Genomic DNA, 21,353 nt, shown 5'->3' with positions numbered 1-21,353 from the left:
GTCCTCATTCGCCTTGCAGCTCGTCGAGCGAATCGACGTAGCGCAACCCCTTCGCGGCAAGGCGTTCGCGCATCTTGTAATAGTCGAGCCCGAGCGTGCCGCCCGCGAGCACACCGCGCTTGTAGGTTTCGTCGGCGCCGCGTGCGGCCGCCGCCTGGGCCACGGCCTCGGCGTTCGCGAACGGCACCACGACCACGCCGTCGTCATCCGCGACGATCACGTCGCCCGGGTTCACGATCTGATGGGCGCACACGACCGGCACGTTGACCGAGCCGAGCGTCTCCTTGACCGTGCCCTGTGACGAGATGGCCTTCGACCACACCGGAAACCGCATGTCGGTGAGCGTGCCGATGTCTCGACAGCCCGCATCGATGACGAGGCCGGCGACACCGCGCGCCTTCATCGACGTGGCGAGCAGGTCGCCGAAGTAGCCGTCGTCGCAAGGCGAGGTCACGCCGACCACCACGATGTCGCCCGGCTGCGCCTGCTCCACGGCAACGTGCAGCATCCAGTTGTCCGAGGGCGGCGCGAGCACCGTGACCGCGCTGCCGGCCACCGCAGCGCCGGCGTAGATCGGGCGCAGGTACGTGGCCATGAGGCCGAGCCGGCTCTGCGCTTCGTGCACCGTGGCGCTGCCTGCGCTGCGCAGCACGTCGAGCGTGGCGGCATCGACACGGGGAATCTGACGAACGACGACGCCGCGGATCATGACAGTTGCTCCGTCACGACCGGTGTGAGACGCATCAGGCCCTCCGCGTACTTGATGTCGCGCGCGGCGGCGATGCCGATGTTGCGCTTGGCCTGCACGCCGCGTTGCAACGCCACGCGCGTGTAGTAATCCCACAAGTGCTCCTGCCCCGCCATGCACTCGATGGCGGCACGCTTCGTGTCCCACACCGGCGTGATATCGACGAAGGTGTTCGGAATCCACTCGCACTGTTCGGTCTGATGCGGCTCGAACGCGAGCACCGCCGGGGCACCGATGATCGTCTCGCCCGGCTTGTGGCCCTCGGCCTGCGCAATGACGCGGGCTTCCTGCGTCACATGCATCGCCAGCGGGTGATCGAAGTTGTACGGGTCCTTCTCGGAATGGCTCAGCACGAACGACGGTTGCAGCTCCCGGTAGATGTCGACGAGCCGGAAGAGCGTCTCGTCGGACACGCGCATCGGGTAGTCGCCGATATCGAGGAATTCGATTTCCGCGCCGAGAATATCGGCCGCGCGCTGCGCTTCTTCGCGACGCGCGACCTTGACCTTCGCCTCGGTCATGTCCGCGCCCTTGCGCCAGAGCTTGGCCGACTCGCCACGCTCGCCGAAGGACAGGCACACGACCTTCATGCGATAACCCTGCGCGACATGCGTGGCAATCGTGCCCGCCGCACGCCAGACGAAGTCCGCCGAATGGGCGCTGACCACAAGGCCGGCCAATCCGCCGGTGAGGGATTTCTGTAATGTGTTCATATGCTTGACGTCAATACGTGTTGTGCTGTGCCCGTTCAGGCGCTTTCCAGGCCGACCAGCGTGCCGAGCAGTTCCGGCGATGCGGCCAGTTCGCTGCTGCGTCCCGCCCAGACCTCGCGGCCCCGGTCGAGCACCAGTGCGCGGTCCGTCAGCTCCAATCCCAGTTCCGCGTGCTGCTCCACGAGCACCACGCCCATGCCGCCGTCCGCGCGCAGCTTCCAGAACGCATCGACCAGTTGATCGACGATCACCGGTGCTAGCCCTTCGAACGGCTCGTCGAACAGCAGCACGCGCGGATTGCCGATCAACGCGCGGCCGATGGCCAGCATCTGCTGCTCGCCGCCCGAGAGTTGGTTGCCCAGGTTGCGACGCCGCTGGTGCAGGCGTGGGAACAGGTCGTACACGCGATCGAGCGTCCAGGCGCCGTCGGCCGTCCCCATCGCGGACACCTGCAGGTTTTCTTCGACGGTGAGCGACTTGAAGATCTCGCGTTCCTGCGGCACCAGCGCCAACCCGGCGCGTGCTCGCTTGTACGCCGGCCACGACGAGATGTCGTCATGGCGATAACGCACCACGCCGCCGTGGCGCGTGGTCAGTCCCAGCAGGCTGAGCAGCAGCGTGCTCTTGCCCACGCCGTTGCGACCGAGAATGGCGAGCGCTTCTCCCGACGCCAGACGCAGGCTCACGTCTTCGAGCACAATGGTCTCGCCGTACCCGGCGCTGAGCCCGCTGGCTTCAAGCACGATGTCAGTCATGATGGCGACGCCCCAGATAAATGTCGCGCACGCGCGGATCGCGGCGCACGTCGTCCTTCTCGCCTTCCATCAGCACCGCGCCTTCGACCAGCACCGTGATGCGGCGCGCGAACCGGAAGACCAGATCCATGTCGTGTTCGATGACCATCACCGCCACGTCTTCGGGCAAGCGTTCAAGCAATTCGAACAGCTTGCGGCCCTGCCCCGACGGCACCCCGGCCACGGGTTCGTCGAGCAGCAGCACCTTGGGATCGAGCGCCAGACCGAGTGCGATTTCGACCTGACGACGTTGGCCGTAGGCCAACTCGTCGATGCGCTTGCCCGCGAGATCGAGCATGCCGAGCGCGCGCAAACGCTCCGCCGCTTCCTCCACGAGCGCCGGACGGCGCGCGAGCGGCTTGCCGATGCGAGCGTCGAGGCCGCCGCGCGCCGTGAGGGCGAGCGCAACGTTCTCGGCCACGGTGAGCGTGTCGAATAGCGTGTTGAGCTGGAACGTGCGCGCCAGCCCGAGCTTCACGCGCTGGTGCGACGGCATCGACGTCACATCGGTGCCGCCCACGCGCACCACACCGGCGTTCGGCTTGAGCACGCCCGTGAGCAGATTCATCAGCGTGCTCTTGCCAGCGCCGTTCGGGCCGATCAATGCGTGTCGCGCGCCCACGGGCAGCGACAGGCTGACGTTGCGTGTGACGTCGAGCTGGCCGAAGCGCTTGGACAACCCCTGAATGTCGAGTGCGGCGCTCACGGCGTCACCTCCTTGTCCGTGGTCGTTGCCTGGGTGTTGCCGACGGTGTGCGTCACGCTCGCGCGCGGGTCGCGACGCCGCGCACGGGAGACGCGAGCGGCAAAGCGATCCACCAGTCCGATCAGACCGTCGGGCGCGAAGCGCACCACGACAATGAGCAGCACGCCGAGGGCGGCGAGCCAGTTCGTCGGGTCGATGGCGGCGATGCGATCGGACAACACCATGAAGACGATGGCACCGAGGGCCGCGCCATAGAGGCGTCCGGTGCCGCCCAGGGCAAGCATCACGAGCACGTTGGCCGACAGCGTGAACGACAGTGTGTCGAGGGCGACGATATTGTTGACCTGTGCCGAGAGCGCGCCCGCTACGCCGGCCAGGGCCGCGGCGAGGGTGTAGAGCATCAGGCGACGCAAGCCGACGCGTACACCGAGCAGCGACATACGCGTGGCGTTCTCGCGAATGCCCTTCACGGTCAGACCGAACGGCGAGTTCACGAGGAATTGCGCGAACAAATACACGACGAGCAGCACGGCGAGTGCGTAAAGATACGCCGTATGTCCATAGATATCGAACTCGAACTTGCCCAGCACCGGCGCGACGGTGTAGCCCGTCAGGCCGTCGTCGCCCATCGTGATCGACTTCGCGACGTTGCCGGCCTCATAGAGCAGCGTGGCGCACACGAGCGTGAGCATGATCTGCGTGAGCCCACTCACCCGTAGCACGACGATGCCGGTCACGAGCCCCACCAGTGCCGCTACCGCGGCACCCGCTACCAGCCCGAGCAGCGGGTCGGGCGAGACGTGCAGCGCGAAGAGACCGGCCGCGTAGGCACCGCTGCCGAAGAATGCCGCGTGCCCGAGTGTCTCGATGCCGCAATAGCCCTGCACGAGATCGAGCGAGAGCGCAAAGATGATCATGATCAGCACGCTCGTGGCGAGCGCGAGATACAGATCGGCGAAGAGGTAAGTGGCAACGGCGGCGAGAAGCAACACCGCATCGAGCGCACCGAGACGTTTGCGTCGCAGCGCGGGGACAACGTGCGCCGTGCCTGCGGCCGGCGGCAGCGGATTCTTATGAGACATCATGACCCTCCGCTCAGGCGCGCCCGACCAACCCTTGCGGGCGGATCAGCAGAATGGCCAGCACGGCCAGGTAAATCATGAAAGCGCCGAGCGCTGGCACGTAATAGCGACCCAGCGTGTCGATCAGGCCGAGCAGCAGGCCTGCATAGAGCGAGCCGCGCAGACTGCCGAGACCACCGGCCGCCACCACGATCAGCACGAGCACCAGATACTTCAGACCGTAATAAGGCTCAAGCGGCAGGATCTGGCTCGACAGCGCGCCGCCCAGTCCGGACAGCCCGCATCCGATGGCAAATGTGATCGAGAACACGAGCGGCACGTCGATGCCAACGCAGCGCGCCATGCGCGGGTTGTCCACGGCCGCGCGCAACTTCGCACCGAACGGCGTGCGCTCCAGCCCCCACCAGATGCCGAGGGCCACGACCGCGCTGCACACCAGGGCGAAGATGCGATAGACGGACACGGAGAATGCACCGAAGTCCCATGTGCCGCGCAGCGCCTCGGGAATGGGAATCGACTGCAGCTCGGTCCCGGCGAGATGCTTGGCCAGCGCACAGATGATGAACGCGAGCCCGATCGTCATGAGCAGCTGCCCCAGACCGTTGGCCGTGTAGACCCAGCGATACAACGTGCGTTCGAGCACAGCACCGAGCACCATGGTGCCCGCCACCCCGACGAGCAACGCGGCGAAGAAATCGAGCCCGGCACGCTGCATGGCCCACAAGGTGAAATATCCGCCGATCATGGCGAAGGCGGAGTGCGCGAGATTGACCACGCGCATTACGCCCAGCGTGACCGTGAGACCCACGGAGATGAGGAACAGCAACATCCCGTAGGCCACACCGTCGATCGACAACGACAGGAAAGTGGCAAGCGATTGCGTCATGACGAATTACCGAACGAACTGAGCGACAACGCCTGCGTTACTTGGCGGCCACTTGGGGGTGGCTCACATGCCACGGCTCGACCACCGACTTGAAGGTCTCGATGGGCTTGTTGCCCAGCTTTCCGTCGATGTTCTCCACCCGGCGGATATACACGTTCTGCACGATCTCACGCGTCTTCGGATCGATCGACACCGGACCCCGGGCGCTCGTCCAGGCGAAACCCTTCACCGCGGCGATCGCCTTGTCGCCATCCTTCTTGCCCTTCGTGGCCTTGATCATCTGCGCGATGACGGTCATCGAGTCGTAGGCCGACACCGAGGCGATCGACGGCAGCGCCCCCGGACCGTACTTCGCTTTGTAGGCCTTCACGAACGAGGTGTTTTCCGGCGACGTCAGGTACGGCGAATAATGCAGGGCGGTAATCGTGCCGATTGCGCTGTCGCCGATGGCCGGCAAATCGGACTCCATCGTCTCCGTCGTTGCGAAGAGCTGGATACCCGCTTTGTCGAGTTCGCGCTCCTTGAACGCCTTGACGAACCCGGCTGACATCGGCCCCACCGGCATGAACAGGAAGAGGGCATCCGGCTTGGCATCGCGAACACGTTGCAGATAACTCGAAAAATCGGTCGTGCCGAGCGGCACCTTCACTTCGGTGGCAATCTTGCCGCCCGCCTTCTTGAACGTCTCGCTGTAGGCGTCGATCGCGTCGTAGCCCGGCGCGAAGTCGGCCACCACGATGGCCGCATTCTTCACGCCCTTGCTGGCGGCGTACTCCACGAGCGGCACGCTCACGGCCCACTGCGTGAAGCCCGTGCGCACGAAATACGGCGACTTGAGCGTCACGCTGGACGTGCCCGAATTGCCAATGACGAGCGGCGTCTTGGTCTGCGTCGCCACGTCGGCCATGGCCAGCACGTTCGGCGTGAACGAGCCGCCGAACAGGTACTGCACCTGATCGCGCACCACCAGCTCCTGCGCCAGCTGACGCGTGCGTTGCGGATTCACGCCGCCTTCGTCACGCTCCAGGATCACGAGCGTGTCGTCGCCCACTTTGCTCTTGTGCTGCTCGAGCCACAGGTTGACGCCGCGACGATACTCCGTGCCCCACCAGGACGCCGAGCCGGAGAACAGCCCCAGCATGCCGACCTTGATTTCCTCGGCACGCGCCAAGACAGCGGTGAATTGGCAAACACTCGCAAGTGCTACAGCAAGCCACAGATGGCGCTTCATCATGGTGTCGTCTCCTCGTCGGCGTCGAGCGCCGCTCCGTCTTTTCGATGTGGCGCGCCGGGGGGCGAGCCTTTTCAAGGTATGGGAAACAGCTTAGGCAGCCGAGCGCGGCGCGTCGAATGAAACTCCCGCGTCGAGCGTCGCGTTTTTCGTATATCCCCGAGATTTCCCTTACGTGACGGGACGCATTTCGCGAGCGAGATTTCGCAGTGCGAGACGTTTTGCGTTCCCATGGTGGAACGCCCGCCGCGAAAGGCGCGGCGGGCAGGCGTCACGGCACATTTCAAGTCGAATGACTCGGAAGGAAGAGAACGCGTCGACACATGCAAGCCATGGCGAAATCAGCGAATTTCGCCGCGCTCGCGAACCGTATCGCGAGCCTGACACGCGTCTTACGTCGGATGCTGCATTGTCGGGGCCATCGCGCGCAACTCGTCGAGCAATTGCTCAGCAGCCGGGGACAGCAAACCGTCGCGCCGCGTGGCGACACCGATCGCACGACGTGCATGCTGCAACGGCACCGGTACGACGGCCAGCTCGCCGGTGCGCAGCTCTGACGTGATCTGCACCGGCGAGAGCAACGCAAGCCGGTCGCTCGATGACAATAGCCCGCGTACCACCGGTGAACTGCTCGCGTGCACCTGCGTACGCGGTAATGCCAGACCTTCCGCATGAAACACGCGCTCGAAGACCCTGCGCGCGGGCGTGGAGGGCAGCGGACTCACCCAGCCGTACTCGGCCAGTTCCGCAAGCGTGGGCGTGCGGCCCGGCGACAGGCATGGGTGATCGGCACGGGCGACCACCGACAGGTGATCCTCGAACAGCGCCTCCTGGCGAATGTCCGGCGGCACGTCGCTCGCTCGCAAGGCACCGACGATCATGTCGACGTCCGCCTGTCGCAACTGGCGAATCAGGGCTTCGTAGGTTCCGTCCACCACCGTCACGTTCAGATACGGCGACTGGTACAGCAGACTGTCGATGGCTTTGGGCAGCAGGAAGCCGCTGGACAGCGGCAACGCGGCCACGATCACGGTGCCTTGCTGACGCCCCCCGAACGGCGCGAGTTCGTCTTCGGCAATCGCCAGCTCGGCCAGCGCGCGCTTGACCGGGCCGAGCAACGCCTGCGCCTCGTCTGTCAGACGCGTGCCGCGCGGCGTGCGTCGAAACAGCTTGATGCCGATCAGATCTTCGAGCTGATCGAGATTGCGCTGGATGGTCGGCTGAGAGCATTGCAGGCGGCTCGCCGCGAGCGGCCCGCTACCCAGCTCCGCGACCGCGATAAAGCTAGTGAGTTGCTGCGGGGCGACGACCGCCGCGAAGCGACTTGCCGCCCGCGCGCCACCGTCGGCCTGCGACGCCGTGGCGGCAAACGCCTCGCGATACCCGTTGGCCAACTCCGTGAGTGCACGCGAGGCGCGCACGCCCAGGCGCTGGCCAGCCGCGTTCGGCGTCAGACCGCGTCCACTGCGGTGAAACAGCGGGAAGCCCAGCGCCGACTCGATGTCGGAAATCGAGCGTGCGACGGCCGACTGCGAGAGATGCAGCATGCGCGCCGCACGCGCAACCGAATCGCATTCCAGCACGGCGACCATCGCGCGCAGGCCACGCAATTTTCGACACAGGAGCGTCGCCTCGTTGCTCTGCGGCGTACGACTCCACGTGCCGCGCTCGTGACAGGCGAGCTGAGGGGCGGCCAACGGTGTGGTCAGGCTGATGGAAGTGTCGATGGACATGCGCGGTGCGTCGCCGGGCTCAGCGCAGGGTCGGCACGCGACGCGTGGCCATGAACTCGTCGAGCGTCTCGCCGCGCATGAGCGCATAGACTTCGAGGTTCGTCTTGCGCACCACGCGAGCGAATTTCTCCAGCACGAAGAAATTCACGCCGTGACGCACGAGGCCAAGCCAGTCCTGCGCTTGCACCATCGCCTGTTCGTCGGCGGTCAGACCAGCGGCGGTCATCGCGGCAACGGGGTCGCCGAGAAACGTCTCGCGATTGTCGGCGCGAATCATGTGCCAGAAGAAGCGATTGAGCTTGAGCGTGCGATGGCTCACGCGCAAGTCGAACGCGTACGTGCCGGTGATCGCGTCGATGCCTTCGAGCTGCGGATTCATGCGGCGTCCTCCTCGTAGAGGGCGACGGTCATGGCCGTCGTCGTCGCCAGGTAGTAGTTCAGATGCAGACGCTTGATGCGCGGGCCCAGCGCACCGCGCATCGACAGCCACATGATTTGCTCGACGCTCTCGGCCCCGCCGCGCTCGACGTAATCCACATGCCTGAGTTCGGTCAGCGTCTCGGGCTGATGTTCGAGCAACGACAGGAATTCGCGATCCCACGCTTCGTCGTTGTAGCCCGCGCGCTCGCCGTGGATCTGGTGCGAGAGACCGCCCGTGCCCACCACCACCACGCGCAGATCTTCCGGATACGACTCGATGGCGCGGCGCACGGCCTGGCCTAGGCGATAGCAGCGGCGCCCCGTTGGCAACGGATATTGCAAAACGTTGATGGCGATCGGCACGACCGTTCCCGGCCAGTCCGGCTTGTGCGGCCACAGCAGCGGCAGCGGCGACGCGCAGCCGTGATCGATGGGCTTGTCCTGAAAAACGGTGATGTCGAACTCGTCGTTCACGAGCGACTCGGCAATGTGTGCCTGCAGCGCGACGTCGCCCCGAATCGGCGGCAACGGACGCAGCCCGGCCCCTTCGTCGGCGATCGGGAACGAGTCACCCACGCCGAGCGCGAAGGTCGGATACATGTCGAAGAAAAACGTGGTCGCGTGGTCGTTGTAGAAGAACACCAGCACATCGGCCTGCTTCTCCGCCAGCCACTTCGCCACGGGCTCGTAGCCCTGGAACAGCGGCGCCCACGCGGGATCCTGCTGCTTGCCCTTGTCGTACGCCACGCCGATGGTCGGCACATGCGACGTACCGATCCCCCCAATGATCTTTGCCACGTGAAGTCTCCGTCGTTTGTCTTGTCATGCGTGGGCGATGCCATGCGATCCCCCCCGTTATGCTGCGGCGAGTCTATACGGGATCCCATATGCACATAAAGCAGGGTATTTACTGATGCAATGTCTTATTATGGGATCCCATAATAAAAAAGCCGGGGCTGGAAGCCTCCAGAATGACCGGCACGGATTTCCGCCATCGAAAGGAGACGCATGCTGCATCCCACGCCCACCACGGTTCAGTTGCGCGAGATGATTCTCAAGGGTGAGCTTGCGCCGGGCGAGCGTCTCGCCGAAGCCAAGCTCGCGGAGCAACTCGGTGTCTCGCGCATGCCGGTGCGGCAGGCATTGCCGGTGCTTGCCGAGGAAGGCCTGGTCGTGCGTGCCGGTCAGCGCGGCTACGCGGTGCGAGCGCATACGCGTGAGGAAAGTGTCGAGGCGCTGCATCTGCGCGGCGCGCTCGAAGGTTATGCCGCGCGTCTGCTCGCCGAAAAGGGCGCAAGCGCCGAGCTGCTCAAGCAGTTGCGCGACCTGTTGGCCGAAGGCGACGCCCTGCTCGCCGACCATACGATGACGGCCGAAGTACAGATTGGTTACGCGTCGCTCAACGCGCGCTTTCATGACCTGCTCGTCGTCGGTGCGCGCAATCCGCTGCTCGAAGGCTTCGTCGCGCGCTGCAATCTGGTGCCTTTCGTCGCGCCGCGTACGGTGGCCTTCGGACACAAGGACCGACGCCAGTACGCCGACATCATCGCGTACGCGCATCGCCAGCATCACGCAATTGTCGAGGCGATTGCCGCCCGTCAGCCCGATCGCGCCGAGTTCATGTGCCGCGAGCACATCGTCACCCAGGAGCACAGCATGGGCGCGCAGTTGCTCTGACACGCGCCCCTCGACTTCATCCCGAGCATCCTCTATCGACACGAGAGCGCGCCCGTCGACGGCGCGCCAAGGAGACAAACGATCATGTTTCTTAAAAATACCTGGTACGTCGCGTGCACGCCGGACGAGTTCGCCGACAAGCCATTGGGCCGCAAGATCTGCAACGAAGCGATGGTGTTTTTCCGGGAAGCCAACGGCAACGTCGCTGCCCTGGAAGACTTCTGTCCGCATCGCGGCGCGGCGCTGTCGCTGGGCTTCGTCAAGGACGGCCACCTCGTTTGCGGCTATCACGGCCTGACGGTCGACGGCGGCGGCAAGTGCACGAAGATGGTCGGCCAGCGTGTCGGCGGCTTCCCGAAAACGCGCGCATATCCGTGCGTGGAGCGTTACGGCTTCGTGTGGGTCTGGCCGGGCGACGCCGCGCTCGCGAATCCCGACGAAATTCCTCACCTGGAATGGGCGGTGAGCGATCAGTGGGCTTACGGCGGTGGCCTGTATCACATCAAGTGCGACTATCGACTGATGATCGACAACCTGATGGACCTGACGCACGAGACCTACGTGCACGCGACGAGCATCGGTCAGGACGAGATCGAGGAAGCCCCGCCGAAGACGACGGTCGAGGGGGACAGGGTGATCACGGCGCGCCATATGGAGAACATCAAGGCGCCACCGTTCTGGGCAAGCGCGCTGCGCGCGAACGGCCTGGACGACCAGGTGCCGTGCGACCGCTGGCAGGTGTGCCGCTTCACGCCGCCAAGTCACGTGATGATCGAAGTCGGTGTGGCACACGCGGGTCATGGCGGTTACGACGCCCCGGCCGACAAGAAGGCCGGCAGCATCGTCGTCGACTTCATTACGCCCGAGACCGACGAATCGATCTGGTACTTCTGGGGCATGGCGCGTAACTTCAAGCCCGAAGATGCCGAGCTGACCGCCGCGATCAAGCGCGGCCAGGGCGGTATCTTCGCCGAGGACCAGGAAGTGCTCGAAGCCCAGCAACGCAACCTCTCGGCGTATCCGGAGAAGAAGATCCTGAAGCTCAACATCGACGCCGGCGGCGTGCAGTCGCGCAAGGTGCTCGATCGGCTGATCGAGGCCGAACGGGCCGGACGGGGGAACGTGGGCAGTCTGGGGAACGCGGAGAACGCGGCATGAAGGTCCGGCTCGCGAGCAAGCGCGATGTCGCCACCGACATCTGCGAATTCGAATGGGTGAGTGTCGACGGCAACCCATTGCCGGCCTTCACCGCGGGTGCGCACATCGACGTGCATGTGGCCGACGGGCTTGTGCGGCAGTACTCGCTGTGCAATGCGCCTGGTGAGACCCATCGCTATTGCGTGGGCGTACTGCGCGACCCGGCGTCGCGCGGCGGTTCGACCGCCATGCACGCGCTCACGCCCGGCACGACGGTGGAGATCAGCGCGCCGCGCAATCACTTCCCGTTGGTGGAACACGCCACGCACAGCATCCTGCTTGCCGGAGGGATCGGCGTGACGCCGATTCTGTGCATGGCCGAAGCGTTGTGCGCCCGCGGCGCGTCGTTCGAAGTGCATTACGGCACGCGGGAACCGGCGCGCACGGCGTTTCGCGATCGTTTCGCGCGCGACGATCTCGCGGCGAAGACGCGTCTGTACTTCGACAGCGAAGGCGAGCGGGCCGATCTCGACGCGATCCTTGCGCAACCGTCCGGCGGCAAGCACCTGTATGTCTGCGGCCCGGCAGGATTCATCGATGCCGTGCTGGCGCGCGCAGAAGCGGCGCAGTGGCCGGAAGGCAATGTGCATCGCGAGTACTTCGCCGCACCGGTACCGTCGGACACGGCGGGCGACAAGGCATTCCAGGTCAAGCTGCATTCGAGCGGCCGCGTGATCGACGTGAAGGCGGGCGAGACCATTGTCGCGGCGCTCGCCGCGCACGGGGTGGAAGTGCAGATGTCGTGCGAGCAAGGCGTGTGCGGCACGTGCCTCACGCGGGTGATCGACGGCACCCCGGAGCATCGCGACGTCTATCTGACCGACGACGAGCGCGCCGCCAACGATCAGATCCTGCCGTGCTGTTCGCGTAGCCAGTCGCCCTTGCTGGTGCTCGATCTGTAACGCATCCTTGTCCTCACCGAAGGAAATCGCCCCGCTTCGCATCGCGAGCGGGGCTGACTTTTTTTGATGACCTGACCGCGTCGCGCGCGCCATCGACGTCTCTACGTCGTGGGCCTCACAGCACCCGGGCCTTCGTCTCCCGGACGAGGAACGTCGAGATCAGCGCCATCGCGGCGAGCACGAGGAAGTAGACGATGACCGGCCAGATGTGGCCATGGCTCCAGGCAAGCAGACTCGCCGCGATCATCGGTGCGAGTCCGCCCCCCAGCACGGTACCGATCTGCTTGCCGAGCGACACGCCCGAGAAGCGCACACGCGTATCGAACAGTTCCGAGAAGAAACTGCCTTCGGGGCCGAACATCATCGGGTGAATCAAGCCCGCGCCGATCACGATGGCGAGCACAACCAGCGCCGCCTCCTTGCTGCCCAGCATCAGGAAGAACGGATAGATGAAGATCGCCGTGGCAGCCAGCCCCAACAGGAACATCGGACGGCGGCCCAGCTTGTCGGAGAGCATGCCGAACATCGGGATCGTCAACATGGCGAGCAGATTGGCGTACAGCACGCCGTCGGCCATCATGTTGCGCGGCAAGCCGAGCGTCTTGGTGCCGTAAGACAGCGAGAAAATCGCCACGAGGTAAAAGAAGCTCGTCTCGGCCAGGCAGATGAAGAACGTGACGAGCGTCGGCCGCCAGTAATGCGTGAGCACTTCCACGACCGGCACTTTCGCGATGTCGCGATGCTGCTCCGCCGCCTTGAAGCTCGGCGACTCCTCGACTTTCAGACGCACGTAGGTGCCCAGCGCCACGAGCAGCAGGCTCACGAGAAACGGCACGCGCCAGCCCCACGCGAGCAGATCCTTTTCGGGCAGGCGAGTAATCAGCACGATAGCGAGCGACGCGCCAACGATCGACGTCGGCCCGGCGGCCTGGATCAGTCCGCCGAACAGGCCGCGCAGGTGCGCGGGGGCCCCCTCGACGGTCATCAGCAACCCGCCGACCGACTCGCCGCCGAGCGCAAATCCCTGAACGAAGCGCAACGTCACAAGCATGATCGGCGCCCACATGCCGACCTGATCGTAGGTCGGCAACAGACCGATCATCGTGGTGGCCACGCCCATCAGAATCAGCGTGAACAGCAGGATCGACTTGCGCCCGATGCGGTCGCCGAAGTGCCCGAACACGATGCCGCCGATAGGCCGCGCAAGGAAGCCCACGGCGAACGTAGCGAATACGGCGATCATGCCGGTCATCGCGTCGAGCTGCGGGAAGAACAGCCGATCGAACACGATGGGTGCGAGAAAGCCGTAGACGAAAAAGTCATACCACTCGATGGCGGTACCGAAGCAACTGGCCGCCACTACGCGGCCGAAATTCGCCGTCGCGCCGGCGGTGTTCGCTTCGGAGTGATGCGCGTCGCCGGCCTGCGTGTGGCCGGACGTGGCGCCGGCTGTCGCCGGCGCAGTCTCAAACGGTTGTGACACGGTTGTCTCCTCCGGCCGTCTGTTCCGGTGTCCCGGCTGCGGCGGTATGGTGGTCCTGCATGACGTCATCGGTGCGCTGGCGACTGGACGTCGCTCAGAACGGGTAATGACGCGGGGTGGTCTGCACCGTCATCCAGCGCAAATCAGTGAATTCGTGAATGCCGGCTTTGCCGCCGAAACGTCCCCAGCCGCTCGACTTCACGCCGCCGAACGGCATCTGCGCTTCGTCGTGCACCGTGGGACCATTGATGTGGCAGATGCCCGATTCGATGCGCCTGGCCACGCCCATCGCGCGGGCGATGTCGCGACTGAACACGGCGCACGACAGGCCATAGGCGTTGTCGTTGGCGCAGGCGATGGCGGCTTCGTCGTCCTTCACGCGCACAATGCCCTTGACCGGACCGAACGACTCTTCGCGGTAGATTTGCATGTCCGGCGTGACGTGATCGAGCAACGTCGCAGGCATGAGCGTGGTGTCGGCACGGCCGCCACACAGCAGCGTTGCGCCCTTGGCAAGCGCATCGTCGATCAACGCATTGCAGCGCGCCACGGTCGCCATGTCGATCACCGAGCCCAGCACGACCGGGCCGTCGCGCGGATCGCCCAGCGGCAGTGCGCGCGCCTTGGCGGCGAGCTTGTCGACGAAGACGTCGGCGATCGATTCCGCCACCACGATGCGCTCCGTCGACATGCAGATCTGGCCGGAGTTGGCGAACGCGCCGAACGCGACACCGCTGACGGCCGCGTCGAGATCGGCATCGTCGAGCACAAGACACGGCGCCTTGCCGCCCAGCTCCAGCACCGCCGGCTTGAGATGCTCGGCGCACAACGTGGCGATGATGCGGCCGATGCGCGTCGAGCCGGTGAAGTTCACGCGACGCACGGCAGGCGCCGCGATCAGCGCTTCGACGATGGCGCCCGCGTCTTTCGGTGCATTCGTGATGAAGTTCACGACGCCCGGCGGCAGACCGGCTTCGTCGAGCGCATCGGCAATCAGGCCGTGCGTGGCCGGGCACAGCTCCGAGCCCTTGAAGACGACGGTGTTGCCGCAGGCGAGCGGCAGCGCGAGCGAGCGCACGCCGAGAATCACCGGCGCGTTCCACGGCGCGATGCCAAGCACCACGCCGGCGGCCTGACGCACGCCCATCGCGAGGCTTCCCGGCACATCCGACGGAATGATCTCGCCGGCGATCTGCGTCGTCATGGCGGCGGCTTCGCGCAGCCCCTGCGCCGCCAGATGCACGTTGAAGCCGGCCCACAAACCGGACGCTCCCGTTTCCGCCGCCATGGCCGCCTGAAACGCCTCGATCTTCGCTTCGAGCCGGTCGGCGGCCTTCATCAACAGCGCGCGCCGTTCGCCGGGACCGGTGTTCGACCAGGCGGGGAACGCGTCCCACGCCGCGCGCACCGCGGCACGGGCGTCGTCGACCGTGGCGGCGGGGGCGCGCGAGGCGACCTCGCCGTCCAGCGGATTGCGTCGCTCGAACGTGGCGCCGTGCGTGGCGCCGACGCGCTTGCCGGCGATCAGCATCGTCAGCGCTTTGGGGTCTTGCTGGGCTTGCATGGTGTTTTGTCTCCTGACTCGGTAGTTCGTCTCGGGATGGCACACGCCGTGCGTCATGTCACCACGATCTCGACAAGACGCGTCTCGCCGCTCGCGAGTGCCTGCAACAGGACGCCGTGCAACTCGCCGCCCTGCGCGACGCGCTGTGCGCGCACGCCCATGCCTTCGGCCAGACGCACGAAATCCAGATCGGGCAGATCGGTCCCCTGCACCGGATCGGCGGGGCCGAAGCCGAACGACGGCGCGAAGTCCTGCAACGCGGCGTAGCGCTGATTATTCAGGATAACGAACGTGATTGGCAGCCTGGCTTGGGCCGCGCTCCACAAGCCTTGAATCGAGTACATCGCGGAGCCATCGCCAATCAGGCCGATGACGCGCCGCCCGGGATGCGCCATCGCCACCCCGACGGCCGCGGGCATCGAGTAGCCGAGACCGCCGCTGTTCATGGTGTAGAACGTGCCCGGCTGCGAGAACGGCAGGTATTGCTGCATGACAGAGCGCGCGCTCGGCGCCTCCTCGACGACGATGTCGTGCGCCGCGCGCACGCTCGCGAGCGTTTGCAGTGCGAAGGCCGTCGACATGCGCTCGCCTGCCGCGTTCGGCAGCGCCACCGGCGGCATGCTGCGCGGCGGCGGCAACGCGCGCTCGCCGGGGAGCTCACGCGCGAGCAAGGCTTCGACACCAAGTCGCACGTTACCGACGACGGAGGCGCCGACCGGCGTCCACGCGGCCACGCCCGGATCTTCGATCAACTGGAACAGCGAAGCGCCCTCGGGCACGTGCGGCCCGGTCCCTTCCACGTGATACGTGAACGCCGGGGCGCCAATCACAAGAATCAGATCGTGACCGCCCAGCAGATCGACGATCTTCTCGCGCATCGGCGGCAGGAAGCCGGCAAACAATCGGTGATCTTCCGGGAACGCGCAACGCGCGGACATCGGTGCGGTGAAGACACGCGCGTGATGCCGCTCGGCCAACGCGCGCACGGCATCAAACGCCCCCGCGCGGTCAATCGACGAGCCGACCACGAATACCGGACGCAAGCATGCGTCGAGCGCCGCCCCCAGTTGAGCAAGTGCGAACGGATCGGGCTGCACCCGCGTGCTCACCTGACGCGGCGGCAACGCCTCGGCCGGCCGGTCCCAATCATCGACCGGAATGGAGACGAAGACCGGTCCCTTCGGCTCCTGCATGGCGATGTGATAGGCGCGGGCCAGCGCCATCGGCACGTCTTCGGCTCGCGCCGGCTCCAGACTGAACTTCACGTACGGTTGCGGCAGCTCGGTCGCACGCACCGACGCGAGGAACGGATCGAACGGGAGAATCGAGCGCGCCTGCTGTCCAGCCGTCACGATGAGCGGCGTCTGGTTCTTGTAGGCGGTAAAGATGTTGCCCATCGCGTTGCCGACACCGGCGGCCGAGTGCAGGTTGACGAACGCCGCGTTGCCGCTCGCCTGCGCATAACCATCGGCCATGCCGACAACGACGGCCTCCTGCAGGCCCAGCACGTACTCGAAGTCCGGCGGGAAGTCGCGGAACAACGGCAGCTCGGTCGAACCGGGATTGGCGAATACCTTGGTCATGCCATGGCGACGCATCAGATCGATGACCACCTCGCGAACCGTCAGGGTCTGAGGGTCGCCGGCGCGCTGGCCGGCACGAAGTTCTCGGCTGTCTTTCATGGGGGCTGTCGTCTCCTGCCACCGTCGACGGGCGAACGCGTGACGGCGGGCGATTGTCGTAGCTCGGGCCGCGCGATCAGGTGCGGGTCTCGGCGAGCGTTTCGACGAGTATAGGGAGTCGATGCATGCATCGGAATTGCTTTTGCGTGCCGAAGTCATTACGATTTTGCATGACTTATGCGCCGCCATGCTGCCACGTTGGCGGAGCGGCGCTCGGTCTCGTTCCGACCTCCGGAGTGCCCTCCCCCTCATGAGCCTCAATCTCCAGCAATTGCGCGCTTTCACGACCATCGTCGAGACCGGCAGTCTCGGACGCGCCGCGACCGAGCTGCATCTCACGCAGCCCGCGCTGAGCCGCACCATCAAACGGCTCGAAGCCGATCTCGGCGCGCCGCTGTTCGAGCGTCACAGCAAGGGGATGGCCTTGACGGCGGTCGGGCAAGCGTTGCTGCCGCACGCCATGTTGCTCGAGCGCGAAGCCGAACATGCGCGTGAAGAAATCGATGCGCTGCGCGGGCTCGCGAAAGGCACGATCAAGGTCGGCGCGGTCGGCGCCATCGCCAGCCATGTGCTGCCGCTCGCGGTCGAGCGCGTGCTCGACCGCTGGCCGAACCTGCGCGTGGAAATCATCGAAGGGGTTTGGGACCGGCTCGCCCAGGGACTGATGCGCCATGAGATCGATCTGGCGCTCTCGACCGTGGCCCCCGACACCGACGACATCGTCGCGATCTCCGACTGCCATTGGAAGGACGACAGCTATGTGGTCGCCGCGTGCGACCATCCGTTGCGCCAGCGCAAGACGCTCACGCTGGCCGACACACTCGGGGAACGGTGGGCGATTCCGCCACGCGGCACGGCGCCATACGCGCATGTGGAAAGCGTGTTCGCCGCGCATGGGCTCGCGTTGCCGACCATTGTCGTGGAGACGCGCTCTGTCCCGGTGCTCAAGAGCATGGTCGCGCGATGTGGCTTTCTGACGTGGATGCCCGAGCCGATGTATGACGTCGAAGCGCGCGCGCGTGTGATGGACACCCTGCCAATCCCGACCGTTCACGCCACGCGCACGCTCACGGCGTTCCGCCGCCGTCAAGGGATCTTGCCAAGCCCCGCCGCCAAGCTGCTCGACGAACTACGTCGACTGACGGCGCCCGGCTGACGCCCCGGGCGCCGATCAGCCGCCCGCTGCCACGATCTGCGCGCGATGGTACGGCGTGCCGCCGTACTCCTTGGGGCCGTGAATCGTCTCGACGCGCTCGATGCGCCACGGCACCGGGCGCGTGAAGCGAGGGCCATCGTAGGCGAACGTGTGGAACTCGCCGTTCTCACCGCACGCGTCGACGTGCGCCGGCAGGTCGGCCAGCAGCGAGGCATCGTATTCGCGGCCGACGAATTCCGGCCCGAGGTGCCGACCGTCCACACAGACGATCACCGCCCGGTAGCCCAGCGAGATGAATTCGTGCGCGAGCGTCAGGCGCTCGCGTTGCCACAGCGGCAATACGGCGGTCATGCCCGCCGCCGCGCAGACCTTCTCTTCCCAATCGCGATGCGGCTGCAAATCGATATCGCCGAACAAACCGTGCGTGATGCCCTCGGCACGCATCGCCAGCAAGCGGGTGACGAACGCCGCCTCGTATTCGCGCCAGCCGGCATGGCCGACGTCGAGCGCGATGCCGAGCGCCTCGGCCTGCGCCTGCATCAATTCACGCGGCAAACCATGCGAGCGCGAGCTGTCGCCCGTTTCGTCGAACATCGCAAGCAGACGACGCACCTCGTAGTGCGGCTCGCCGCGCGTGTCGCCAGACAATGCGTGATGCAGGGCAAGGCAGGAATCCTTGCCGCCGCTCCAGGAGAAAAAGGCGGGGGTGGGCATGCGGTCTCGCGAAGAAGGGATCACACCAAAACAAAGCGGACCCCGCAGGGTCCGCCTTCGATACTCGTGGGGCCGTGCGATGCTGGCATCGTCACCGCCCCACGCGTCGCACTCAGTGCGAGCGGATCATCGTGCCGAATGGCTGTTCCGTCAGGATTTCGAGCAGCACCGAATGCTCGATGCGGCCGTCGACGATGTGCACCGACTTCACGCCGCTCTTCGCAGCGTCGAGTGCCGACGAGATCTTCGGCAGCATGCCGCCCGAGATCGTGCCGTCGGCGAACAGGTCGTCGATCTCGCGCGCCGACAGGTCGGTCAGCAGATTGCCGTCCTTGTCCATCACGCCCGGGATGTTGGTCATCATCACCAACTTCTCGGCGCCCAACACCGTGGCGAGCTTGCCAGCCACGAGGTCGGCGTTGATGTTGTACGCCTGGCCATCTTCCCCGACGCCGATCGGCGAAATCACCGGAATGAAAGCGTCGTCTTGCAGCGCACGCACCACGGCCGGATTGATCGAGTCGACTTCACCGACGAAACCAATGTCGAGCAGCTCGCCGGCGTTTTCGCGATCCGGAATCAACATCTTGCGCGCGTTGATCAGGCCGCCGTCCTTGCCGGTGAGACCCACCGCCTGGCCGCCGTACTGGTTGATCAGCATGACGATGTCCTGCTGGACTTCGCCGCCGAGCACCCACTCAACCACTTCCATCGTCTCTTCGTCGGTCACGCGCATGCCCTGGATGAACGTGCCCTGCTTGCCGATCTTCTTGAGCGCCTGATCGATCTGCGGACCGCCCCCATGCACCACCACCGGGTTGATGCCCACGAGCTTGAGAAGAATGACGTCGCGCGCGAAGCCTCGCTTCAGGCGCTCCTCGGTCATTGCGTTGCCGCCGTATTTAATCACGACGGTCTTGCCGTGATATTTGCGGATGTACGGCATCGCCTCAGCCAGAACTTCGGCCTTGAGAGCAGGAGCGATGTCGTCGATGGAAGACGGTTGCAGATCGGACATGGCGGGAAGGTTTTTCGCAGGTGGACCAGAAACACGCCGAATTGTACAGCCAAGGCGCCCGGCCGTGCGGGGCTTTGACGGGATTCGGCGGGGTCTGGGACTTGCGTCAGTCGATGCCCATGGCTACCCTTCGTCACATGCGGGGCGGCAACCGCAAATGCGGCGATTCTCGCCCCGTCAGCGGCGCAGGGCCGCGCGTGCGTATCACCCCTTTGGCCGCTCCATGCACGCCCGTCAGTGGCCGATTTTTACCGCGTCCGCTTTCGCCCCCGATTTACGCGCTGCGGCCCGCCGCCAGAGGCCAGCCCCTGACAACGCCGCCGCTGTTGCAGTTGTGCAACTCGTTTCGCCGCGTGGCACCGGCGAGCCGCCGGCAAAACGATTCCGACCGCTCATGCACGCCGCACACCCATGACAGACGAAGACTTGGCCATGACTGAGACGGTGGTGGATCAACGCGCCGATGGACGCGACGGACTGAACGGGCGGGACGGGCGCACGCCGGATCCCTCACGCTGCCCGCAATGTGGCGCGGCCGTAGCGTGTGGTGCGGTGACGTCGCCCACGGAACACCCGAATGAGGTGCGCTGCTGGTGCCTCGACTGGCCCTATCTGCCCGCTTCGCCCCGGCTCGGCACGGGCACCTGTCTATGCCCCGCCTGTCTTCGCGCGGCACTGCTTGCGGCCGGTGTGGGAATCAACGGCACCGCCGCCGCCCGTGCGACGTCCGCCAACCTCACCAACCCCACCGACCTCGCGACCATTGCCAATCCCGACTGAGCCCGGCCGACGGCCCGGCACCCCGGGCGCGCCAGACGCCGGTGGCGGAGGCCGCCCCCCGTGTAACGGGCGCCCGCCCGGCCGCCGACACCCGCCGCGCCGCGAAACATCAGCTTCTGCCGGGTACCGAGCGTCTTGTTGGCCATGACCTGAACCGCCGGTGCTTTATTGACTATGGGCGGCGCCGTGCGCCATGCCGGCCATACCGCTCATACCACTCATGCCGGCGCCCGCAGGCCCGCCCGCCGTCAGGTCGAGCACAGGGACTTGAACCTGCTGCTCGGACATCTTGTGATCGGCGGATTCGAAGCGCAACGTGACCGGCACGGTGTCGCCTTTCTTGAGCGGCGTCTTCAGGTCGCTAAGCATGATGTGATAGCTGCCCGGCTTGAGCTGCACGGGCTGATTGGCCGGCAGCGGCAAACCGCTCGGCAGGGCGCGCATTTTCATGAGCGTGCCTTCGAGCTTCATTTCATGCACTTCGGCGTTTGCGGCGGCGGGCGTGCTCACGCCCACAAGCGTGGTCGCCCGAGACGCCTGCAACGTCATGAAAATGCCGGTCGCACTCTGACCCGGCACGGTGCCACGTGCCCACGCGTCGGTCACCGCCACCTGCCCCACCTGTGCGTAGGCCGAAGCCATGCCGAGACTCAGTGCGGCAACTGCCCATAGCTTGTGCTTCATGCAAACTCCTAATCGTTGTCGACGGAGGGCCTCCGCCCTGTATCGCATGAGAGGTTACGCGACACCCTGCCGCGCAAGACTTGGATGCTCATTGTAGTCGCGCCCCGCCACCCGCGGGAACGCGTTGCGTGATGCCGCCCATCGGCGCCTCATCGGTTCTTCATCGGTTCTTCATCGGCCCCC

Annotated in this window: 21 protein-coding genes; 5 read left to right on the top strand and 16 right to left on the bottom strand. The window is 65.7% G+C overall.

All coding sequences use genetic code 11. The annotated features are described in order from the left end of the window. Nucleotides 1–4: 4 nt before the first annotated feature. The 10 genes from DRB87_RS01280 to DRB87_RS01235 all read right to left on the bottom strand — a co-directional run bounded on the left by DRB87_RS01280 (nucleotide 5) and on the right by DRB87_RS01235 (nucleotide 9,111). Nucleotides 5–709 carry a 4-carboxy-4-hydroxy-2-oxoadipate aldolase/oxaloacetate decarboxylase gene (locus DRB87_RS01280; RefSeq protein ID WP_174966518.1) on the bottom strand — a complete coding sequence of 235 codons (705 nt, stop codon included), beginning with the start codon at nucleotides 707–709 and terminating at the stop codon, nucleotides 5–7. Beyond that, nucleotides 706–1,461, bottom strand: a complete 756-nt coding sequence (locus tag DRB87_RS01275; RefSeq protein WP_130024572.1) for a PIG-L deacetylase family protein — start codon at nucleotides 1,459–1,461, stop codon at nucleotides 706–708. The genes DRB87_RS01280 and DRB87_RS01275 overlap by 4 nt, the downstream gene beginning before the upstream one ends. 35 nt (nucleotides 1,462–1,496) lie before the next feature. After that, nucleotides 1,497–2,216 (bottom strand): ABC transporter ATP-binding protein, encoded by a 720-nt coding sequence (locus DRB87_RS01270; protein ID WP_130024571.1) that lies wholly within the window; start codon nucleotides 2,214–2,216, stop codon nucleotides 1,497–1,499. Then, nucleotides 2,209–2,961, bottom strand: a complete 753-nt coding sequence (locus DRB87_RS01265) for an ABC transporter ATP-binding protein (protein ID WP_130024570.1) — start codon at nucleotides 2,959–2,961, stop codon at nucleotides 2,209–2,211. The genes DRB87_RS01270 and DRB87_RS01265 overlap by 8 nt, the downstream gene beginning before the upstream one ends. Next, nucleotides 2,958–4,046: a branched-chain amino acid ABC transporter permease gene (locus tag DRB87_RS01260; RefSeq protein WP_130024569.1), complete on the bottom strand. Its 1,089-nt coding sequence runs from the start codon at nucleotides 4,044–4,046 to the stop codon at nucleotides 2,958–2,960. Before DRB87_RS01260 ends, DRB87_RS01265 begins: the two co-directional genes overlap by 4 nt. A gap of 10 nt (nucleotides 4,047–4,056) precedes the next feature. Beyond that, entirely contained in the window at nucleotides 4,057–4,929 is an 873-nt protein-coding gene (locus tag DRB87_RS01255) for a branched-chain amino acid ABC transporter permease (RefSeq protein WP_017233988.1), read from the bottom strand. Nucleotides 4,930–4,966: 37 nt separating this feature from the next. Continuing rightward, nucleotides 4,967–6,163 carry an ABC transporter substrate-binding protein gene (locus DRB87_RS01250; RefSeq protein ID WP_130024568.1) on the bottom strand — a complete coding sequence of 399 codons (1,197 nt, stop codon included), beginning with the start codon at nucleotides 6,161–6,163 and terminating at the stop codon, nucleotides 4,967–4,969. Nucleotides 6,164–6,552: 389 nt separating this feature from the next. Next, the gene (locus DRB87_RS01245; RefSeq protein ID WP_130024567.1) at nucleotides 6,553–7,893 is read right to left on the bottom strand and encodes a LysR family transcriptional regulator; all 1,341 of its coding nucleotides are present in this window, start codon (nucleotides 7,891–7,893) and stop codon (nucleotides 6,553–6,555) included. A gap of 19 nt (nucleotides 7,894–7,912) precedes the next feature. After that, a complete protein-coding gene (locus DRB87_RS01240; RefSeq protein WP_130024566.1) occupies nucleotides 7,913–8,272 on the bottom strand; it encodes a protocatechuate 3,4-dioxygenase in 360 nt (119 codons plus the stop codon). Beyond that, nucleotides 8,269–9,111 carry a gallate dioxygenase gene (locus tag DRB87_RS01235; protein WP_017233984.1) on the bottom strand — a complete coding sequence of 281 codons (843 nt, stop codon included), beginning with the start codon at nucleotides 9,109–9,111 and terminating at the stop codon, nucleotides 8,269–8,271. The genes DRB87_RS01240 and DRB87_RS01235 overlap by 4 nt, the downstream gene beginning before the upstream one ends. A 210-nt stretch (nucleotides 9,112–9,321) precedes the next feature. Here DRB87_RS01235 and DRB87_RS01230 point away from each other — a divergent pair, with 210 nt between their 5' ends. The 3 genes from DRB87_RS01230 to DRB87_RS01220 all read left to right on the top strand — a co-directional run bounded on the left by DRB87_RS01230 (nucleotide 9,322) and on the right by DRB87_RS01220 (nucleotide 12,089). Then, nucleotides 9,322–9,990, top strand: a complete 669-nt coding sequence (locus tag DRB87_RS01230) for a GntR family transcriptional regulator (protein ID WP_130024565.1) — start codon at nucleotides 9,322–9,324, stop codon at nucleotides 9,988–9,990. Between the two features lie 84 nt (nucleotides 9,991–10,074). Continuing rightward, on the top strand, nucleotides 10,075–11,148 hold the full coding sequence (locus tag DRB87_RS01225; RefSeq protein WP_130024564.1) for an aromatic ring-hydroxylating dioxygenase subunit alpha: 1,074 nt from the start codon (nucleotides 10,075–10,077) through the stop codon (nucleotides 11,146–11,148). Then, nucleotides 11,145–12,089, top strand: coding sequence for a PDR/VanB family oxidoreductase (locus tag DRB87_RS01220; protein ID WP_130024563.1), 945 nt, complete (start codon nucleotides 11,145–11,147; stop codon nucleotides 12,087–12,089). Before DRB87_RS01225 ends, DRB87_RS01220 begins: the two co-directional genes overlap by 4 nt. Nucleotides 12,090–12,204: 115 nt before the next feature. Here the strand turns inward: DRB87_RS01220 and DRB87_RS01215 are convergent, their stop codons facing one another. From DRB87_RS01215 to mdlC, 3 genes are all read right to left on the bottom strand, one after another. Further along, nucleotides 12,205–13,572 (bottom strand): MFS transporter, encoded by a 1,368-nt coding sequence (locus DRB87_RS01215; protein WP_130024562.1) that lies wholly within the window; start codon nucleotides 13,570–13,572, stop codon nucleotides 12,205–12,207. 94 nt (nucleotides 13,573–13,666) lie between these two features. Next, complete coding sequence (locus tag DRB87_RS01210) at nucleotides 13,667–15,136, bottom strand: aldehyde dehydrogenase (protein WP_130024561.1); 1,470 nt, start codon at nucleotides 15,134–15,136, stop codon at nucleotides 13,667–13,669. A 53-nt stretch (nucleotides 15,137–15,189) separates the two neighbouring features. Then, nucleotides 15,190–16,818 carry a benzoylformate decarboxylase gene (gene mdlC, locus DRB87_RS01205; protein WP_130024560.1) on the bottom strand — a complete coding sequence of 543 codons (1,629 nt, stop codon included), beginning with the start codon at nucleotides 16,816–16,818 and terminating at the stop codon, nucleotides 15,190–15,192. A gap of 250 nt (nucleotides 16,819–17,068) precedes the next feature. Here mdlC and DRB87_RS01200 point away from each other — a divergent pair, with 250 nt between their 5' ends. Further along, entirely contained in the window at nucleotides 17,069–17,974 is a 906-nt protein-coding gene (locus DRB87_RS01200; protein WP_130024559.1) for a LysR family transcriptional regulator, read from the top strand. A 15-nt stretch (nucleotides 17,975–17,989) separates the two neighbouring features. Here DRB87_RS01200 and DRB87_RS01195 read toward each other — a convergent pair whose 3' ends face one another. Together DRB87_RS01195 and argB are read right to left on the bottom strand one after the other, a co-directional pair. Then, a complete protein-coding gene (locus DRB87_RS01195; RefSeq protein ID WP_130024558.1) occupies nucleotides 17,990–18,688 on the bottom strand; it encodes an adenine nucleotide alpha hydrolase in 699 nt (232 codons plus the stop codon). A gap of 112 nt (nucleotides 18,689–18,800) precedes the next feature. Beyond that, the gene (gene argB, locus DRB87_RS01190) at nucleotides 18,801–19,706 is read right to left on the bottom strand and encodes an acetylglutamate kinase (protein ID WP_130024557.1); all 906 of its coding nucleotides are present in this window, start codon (nucleotides 19,704–19,706) and stop codon (nucleotides 18,801–18,803) included. Between the two features lie 432 nt (nucleotides 19,707–20,138). Between argB and DRB87_RS23350 the strand changes: the two genes are divergently transcribed. Then, complete coding sequence (locus DRB87_RS23350) at nucleotides 20,139–20,486, top strand: cysteine-rich CWC family protein (RefSeq protein ID WP_240756134.1); 348 nt, start codon at nucleotides 20,139–20,141, stop codon at nucleotides 20,484–20,486. Between the two features lie 165 nt (nucleotides 20,487–20,651). Here DRB87_RS23350 and DRB87_RS01180 read toward each other — a convergent pair whose 3' ends face one another. Next, nucleotides 20,652–21,170 carry a copper chaperone PCu(A)C gene (locus DRB87_RS01180; protein WP_130024556.1) on the bottom strand — a complete coding sequence of 173 codons (519 nt, stop codon included), beginning with the start codon at nucleotides 21,168–21,170 and terminating at the stop codon, nucleotides 20,652–20,654. Nucleotides 21,171–21,353 lie beyond the last annotated feature (183 nt).

It is taken from the genome of Pandoraea sp. XY-2 (assembly GCF_004193915.1).
Classification (GTDB): Bacteria; Pseudomonadota; Gammaproteobacteria; order Burkholderiales; family Burkholderiaceae; genus Pandoraea; species Pandoraea cepalis.
Note: the sequence above shows the minus strand (reverse complement) of the source record. Positions and strands in the feature narration are given on the sequence as shown.

What these genes read in the sequence shown, in the direction of transcription:
- DRB87_RS01280 (WP_174966518.1), bottom strand. Translation starts at nt 709, where the DNA reads ATGATCCGCGGCGTCGTCGTTCGTCAGATTCCCCGTGTCGATGCCGCC.
- DRB87_RS01275 (WP_130024572.1), bottom strand. Translation starts at nt 1,461, where the DNA reads ATGAACACATTACAGAAATCCCTCACCGGCGGATTGGCCGGCCTTGTG.
- DRB87_RS01270 (WP_130024571.1), bottom strand. Translation starts at nt 2,216, where the DNA reads ATGACTGACATCGTGCTTGAAGCCAGCGGGCTCAGCGCCGGGTACGGC.
- DRB87_RS01260 (WP_130024569.1), bottom strand. Translation starts at nt 4,046, where the DNA reads ATGATGTCTCATAAGAATCCGCTGCCGCCGGCCGCAGGCACGGCGCAC.
- DRB87_RS01255 (WP_017233988.1), bottom strand. Translation starts at nt 4,929, where the DNA reads ATGACGCAATCGCTTGCCACTTTCCTGTCGTTGTCGATCGACGGTGTG.
- DRB87_RS01250 (WP_130024568.1), bottom strand. Translation starts at nt 6,163, where the DNA reads ATGATGAAGCGCCATCTGTGGCTTGCTGTAGCACTTGCGAGTGTTTGC.
- DRB87_RS01245 (WP_130024567.1), bottom strand. Translation starts at nt 7,893, where the DNA reads ATGTCCATCGACACTTCCATCAGCCTGACCACACCGTTGGCCGCCCCT.
- DRB87_RS01240 (WP_130024566.1), bottom strand. Translation starts at nt 8,272, where the DNA reads ATGAATCCGCAGCTCGAAGGCATCGACGCGATCACCGGCACGTACGCG.
- DRB87_RS01230 (WP_130024565.1), top strand. Translation starts at nt 9,322, where the DNA reads ATGCTGCATCCCACGCCCACCACGGTTCAGTTGCGCGAGATGATTCTC.
- DRB87_RS01225 (WP_130024564.1), top strand. Translation starts at nt 10,075, where the DNA reads ATGTTTCTTAAAAATACCTGGTACGTCGCGTGCACGCCGGACGAGTTC.
- DRB87_RS01220 (WP_130024563.1), top strand. Translation starts at nt 11,145, where the DNA reads ATGAAGGTCCGGCTCGCGAGCAAGCGCGATGTCGCCACCGACATCTGC.
- DRB87_RS01210 (WP_130024561.1), bottom strand. Translation starts at nt 15,136, where the DNA reads ATGCAAGCCCAGCAAGACCCCAAAGCGCTGACGATGCTGATCGCCGGC.
- mdlC (WP_130024560.1), bottom strand. Translation starts at nt 16,818, where the DNA reads ATGAAAGACAGCCGAGAACTTCGTGCCGGCCAGCGCGCCGGCGACCCT.
- DRB87_RS01200 (WP_130024559.1), top strand. Translation starts at nt 17,069, where the DNA reads ATGAGCCTCAATCTCCAGCAATTGCGCGCTTTCACGACCATCGTCGAG.
- DRB87_RS01195 (WP_130024558.1), bottom strand. Translation starts at nt 18,688, where the DNA reads ATGCCCACCCCCGCCTTTTTCTCCTGGAGCGGCGGCAAGGATTCCTGC.
- argB (WP_130024557.1), bottom strand. Translation starts at nt 19,706, where the DNA reads ATGTCCGATCTGCAACCGTCTTCCATCGACGACATCGCTCCTGCTCTC.
- DRB87_RS23350 (WP_240756134.1), top strand. Translation starts at nt 20,139, where the DNA reads ATGACTGAGACGGTGGTGGATCAACGCGCCGATGGACGCGACGGACTG.
- DRB87_RS01180 (WP_130024556.1), bottom strand. Translation starts at nt 21,170, where the DNA reads ATGAAGCACAAGCTATGGGCAGTTGCCGCACTGAGTCTCGGCATGGCT.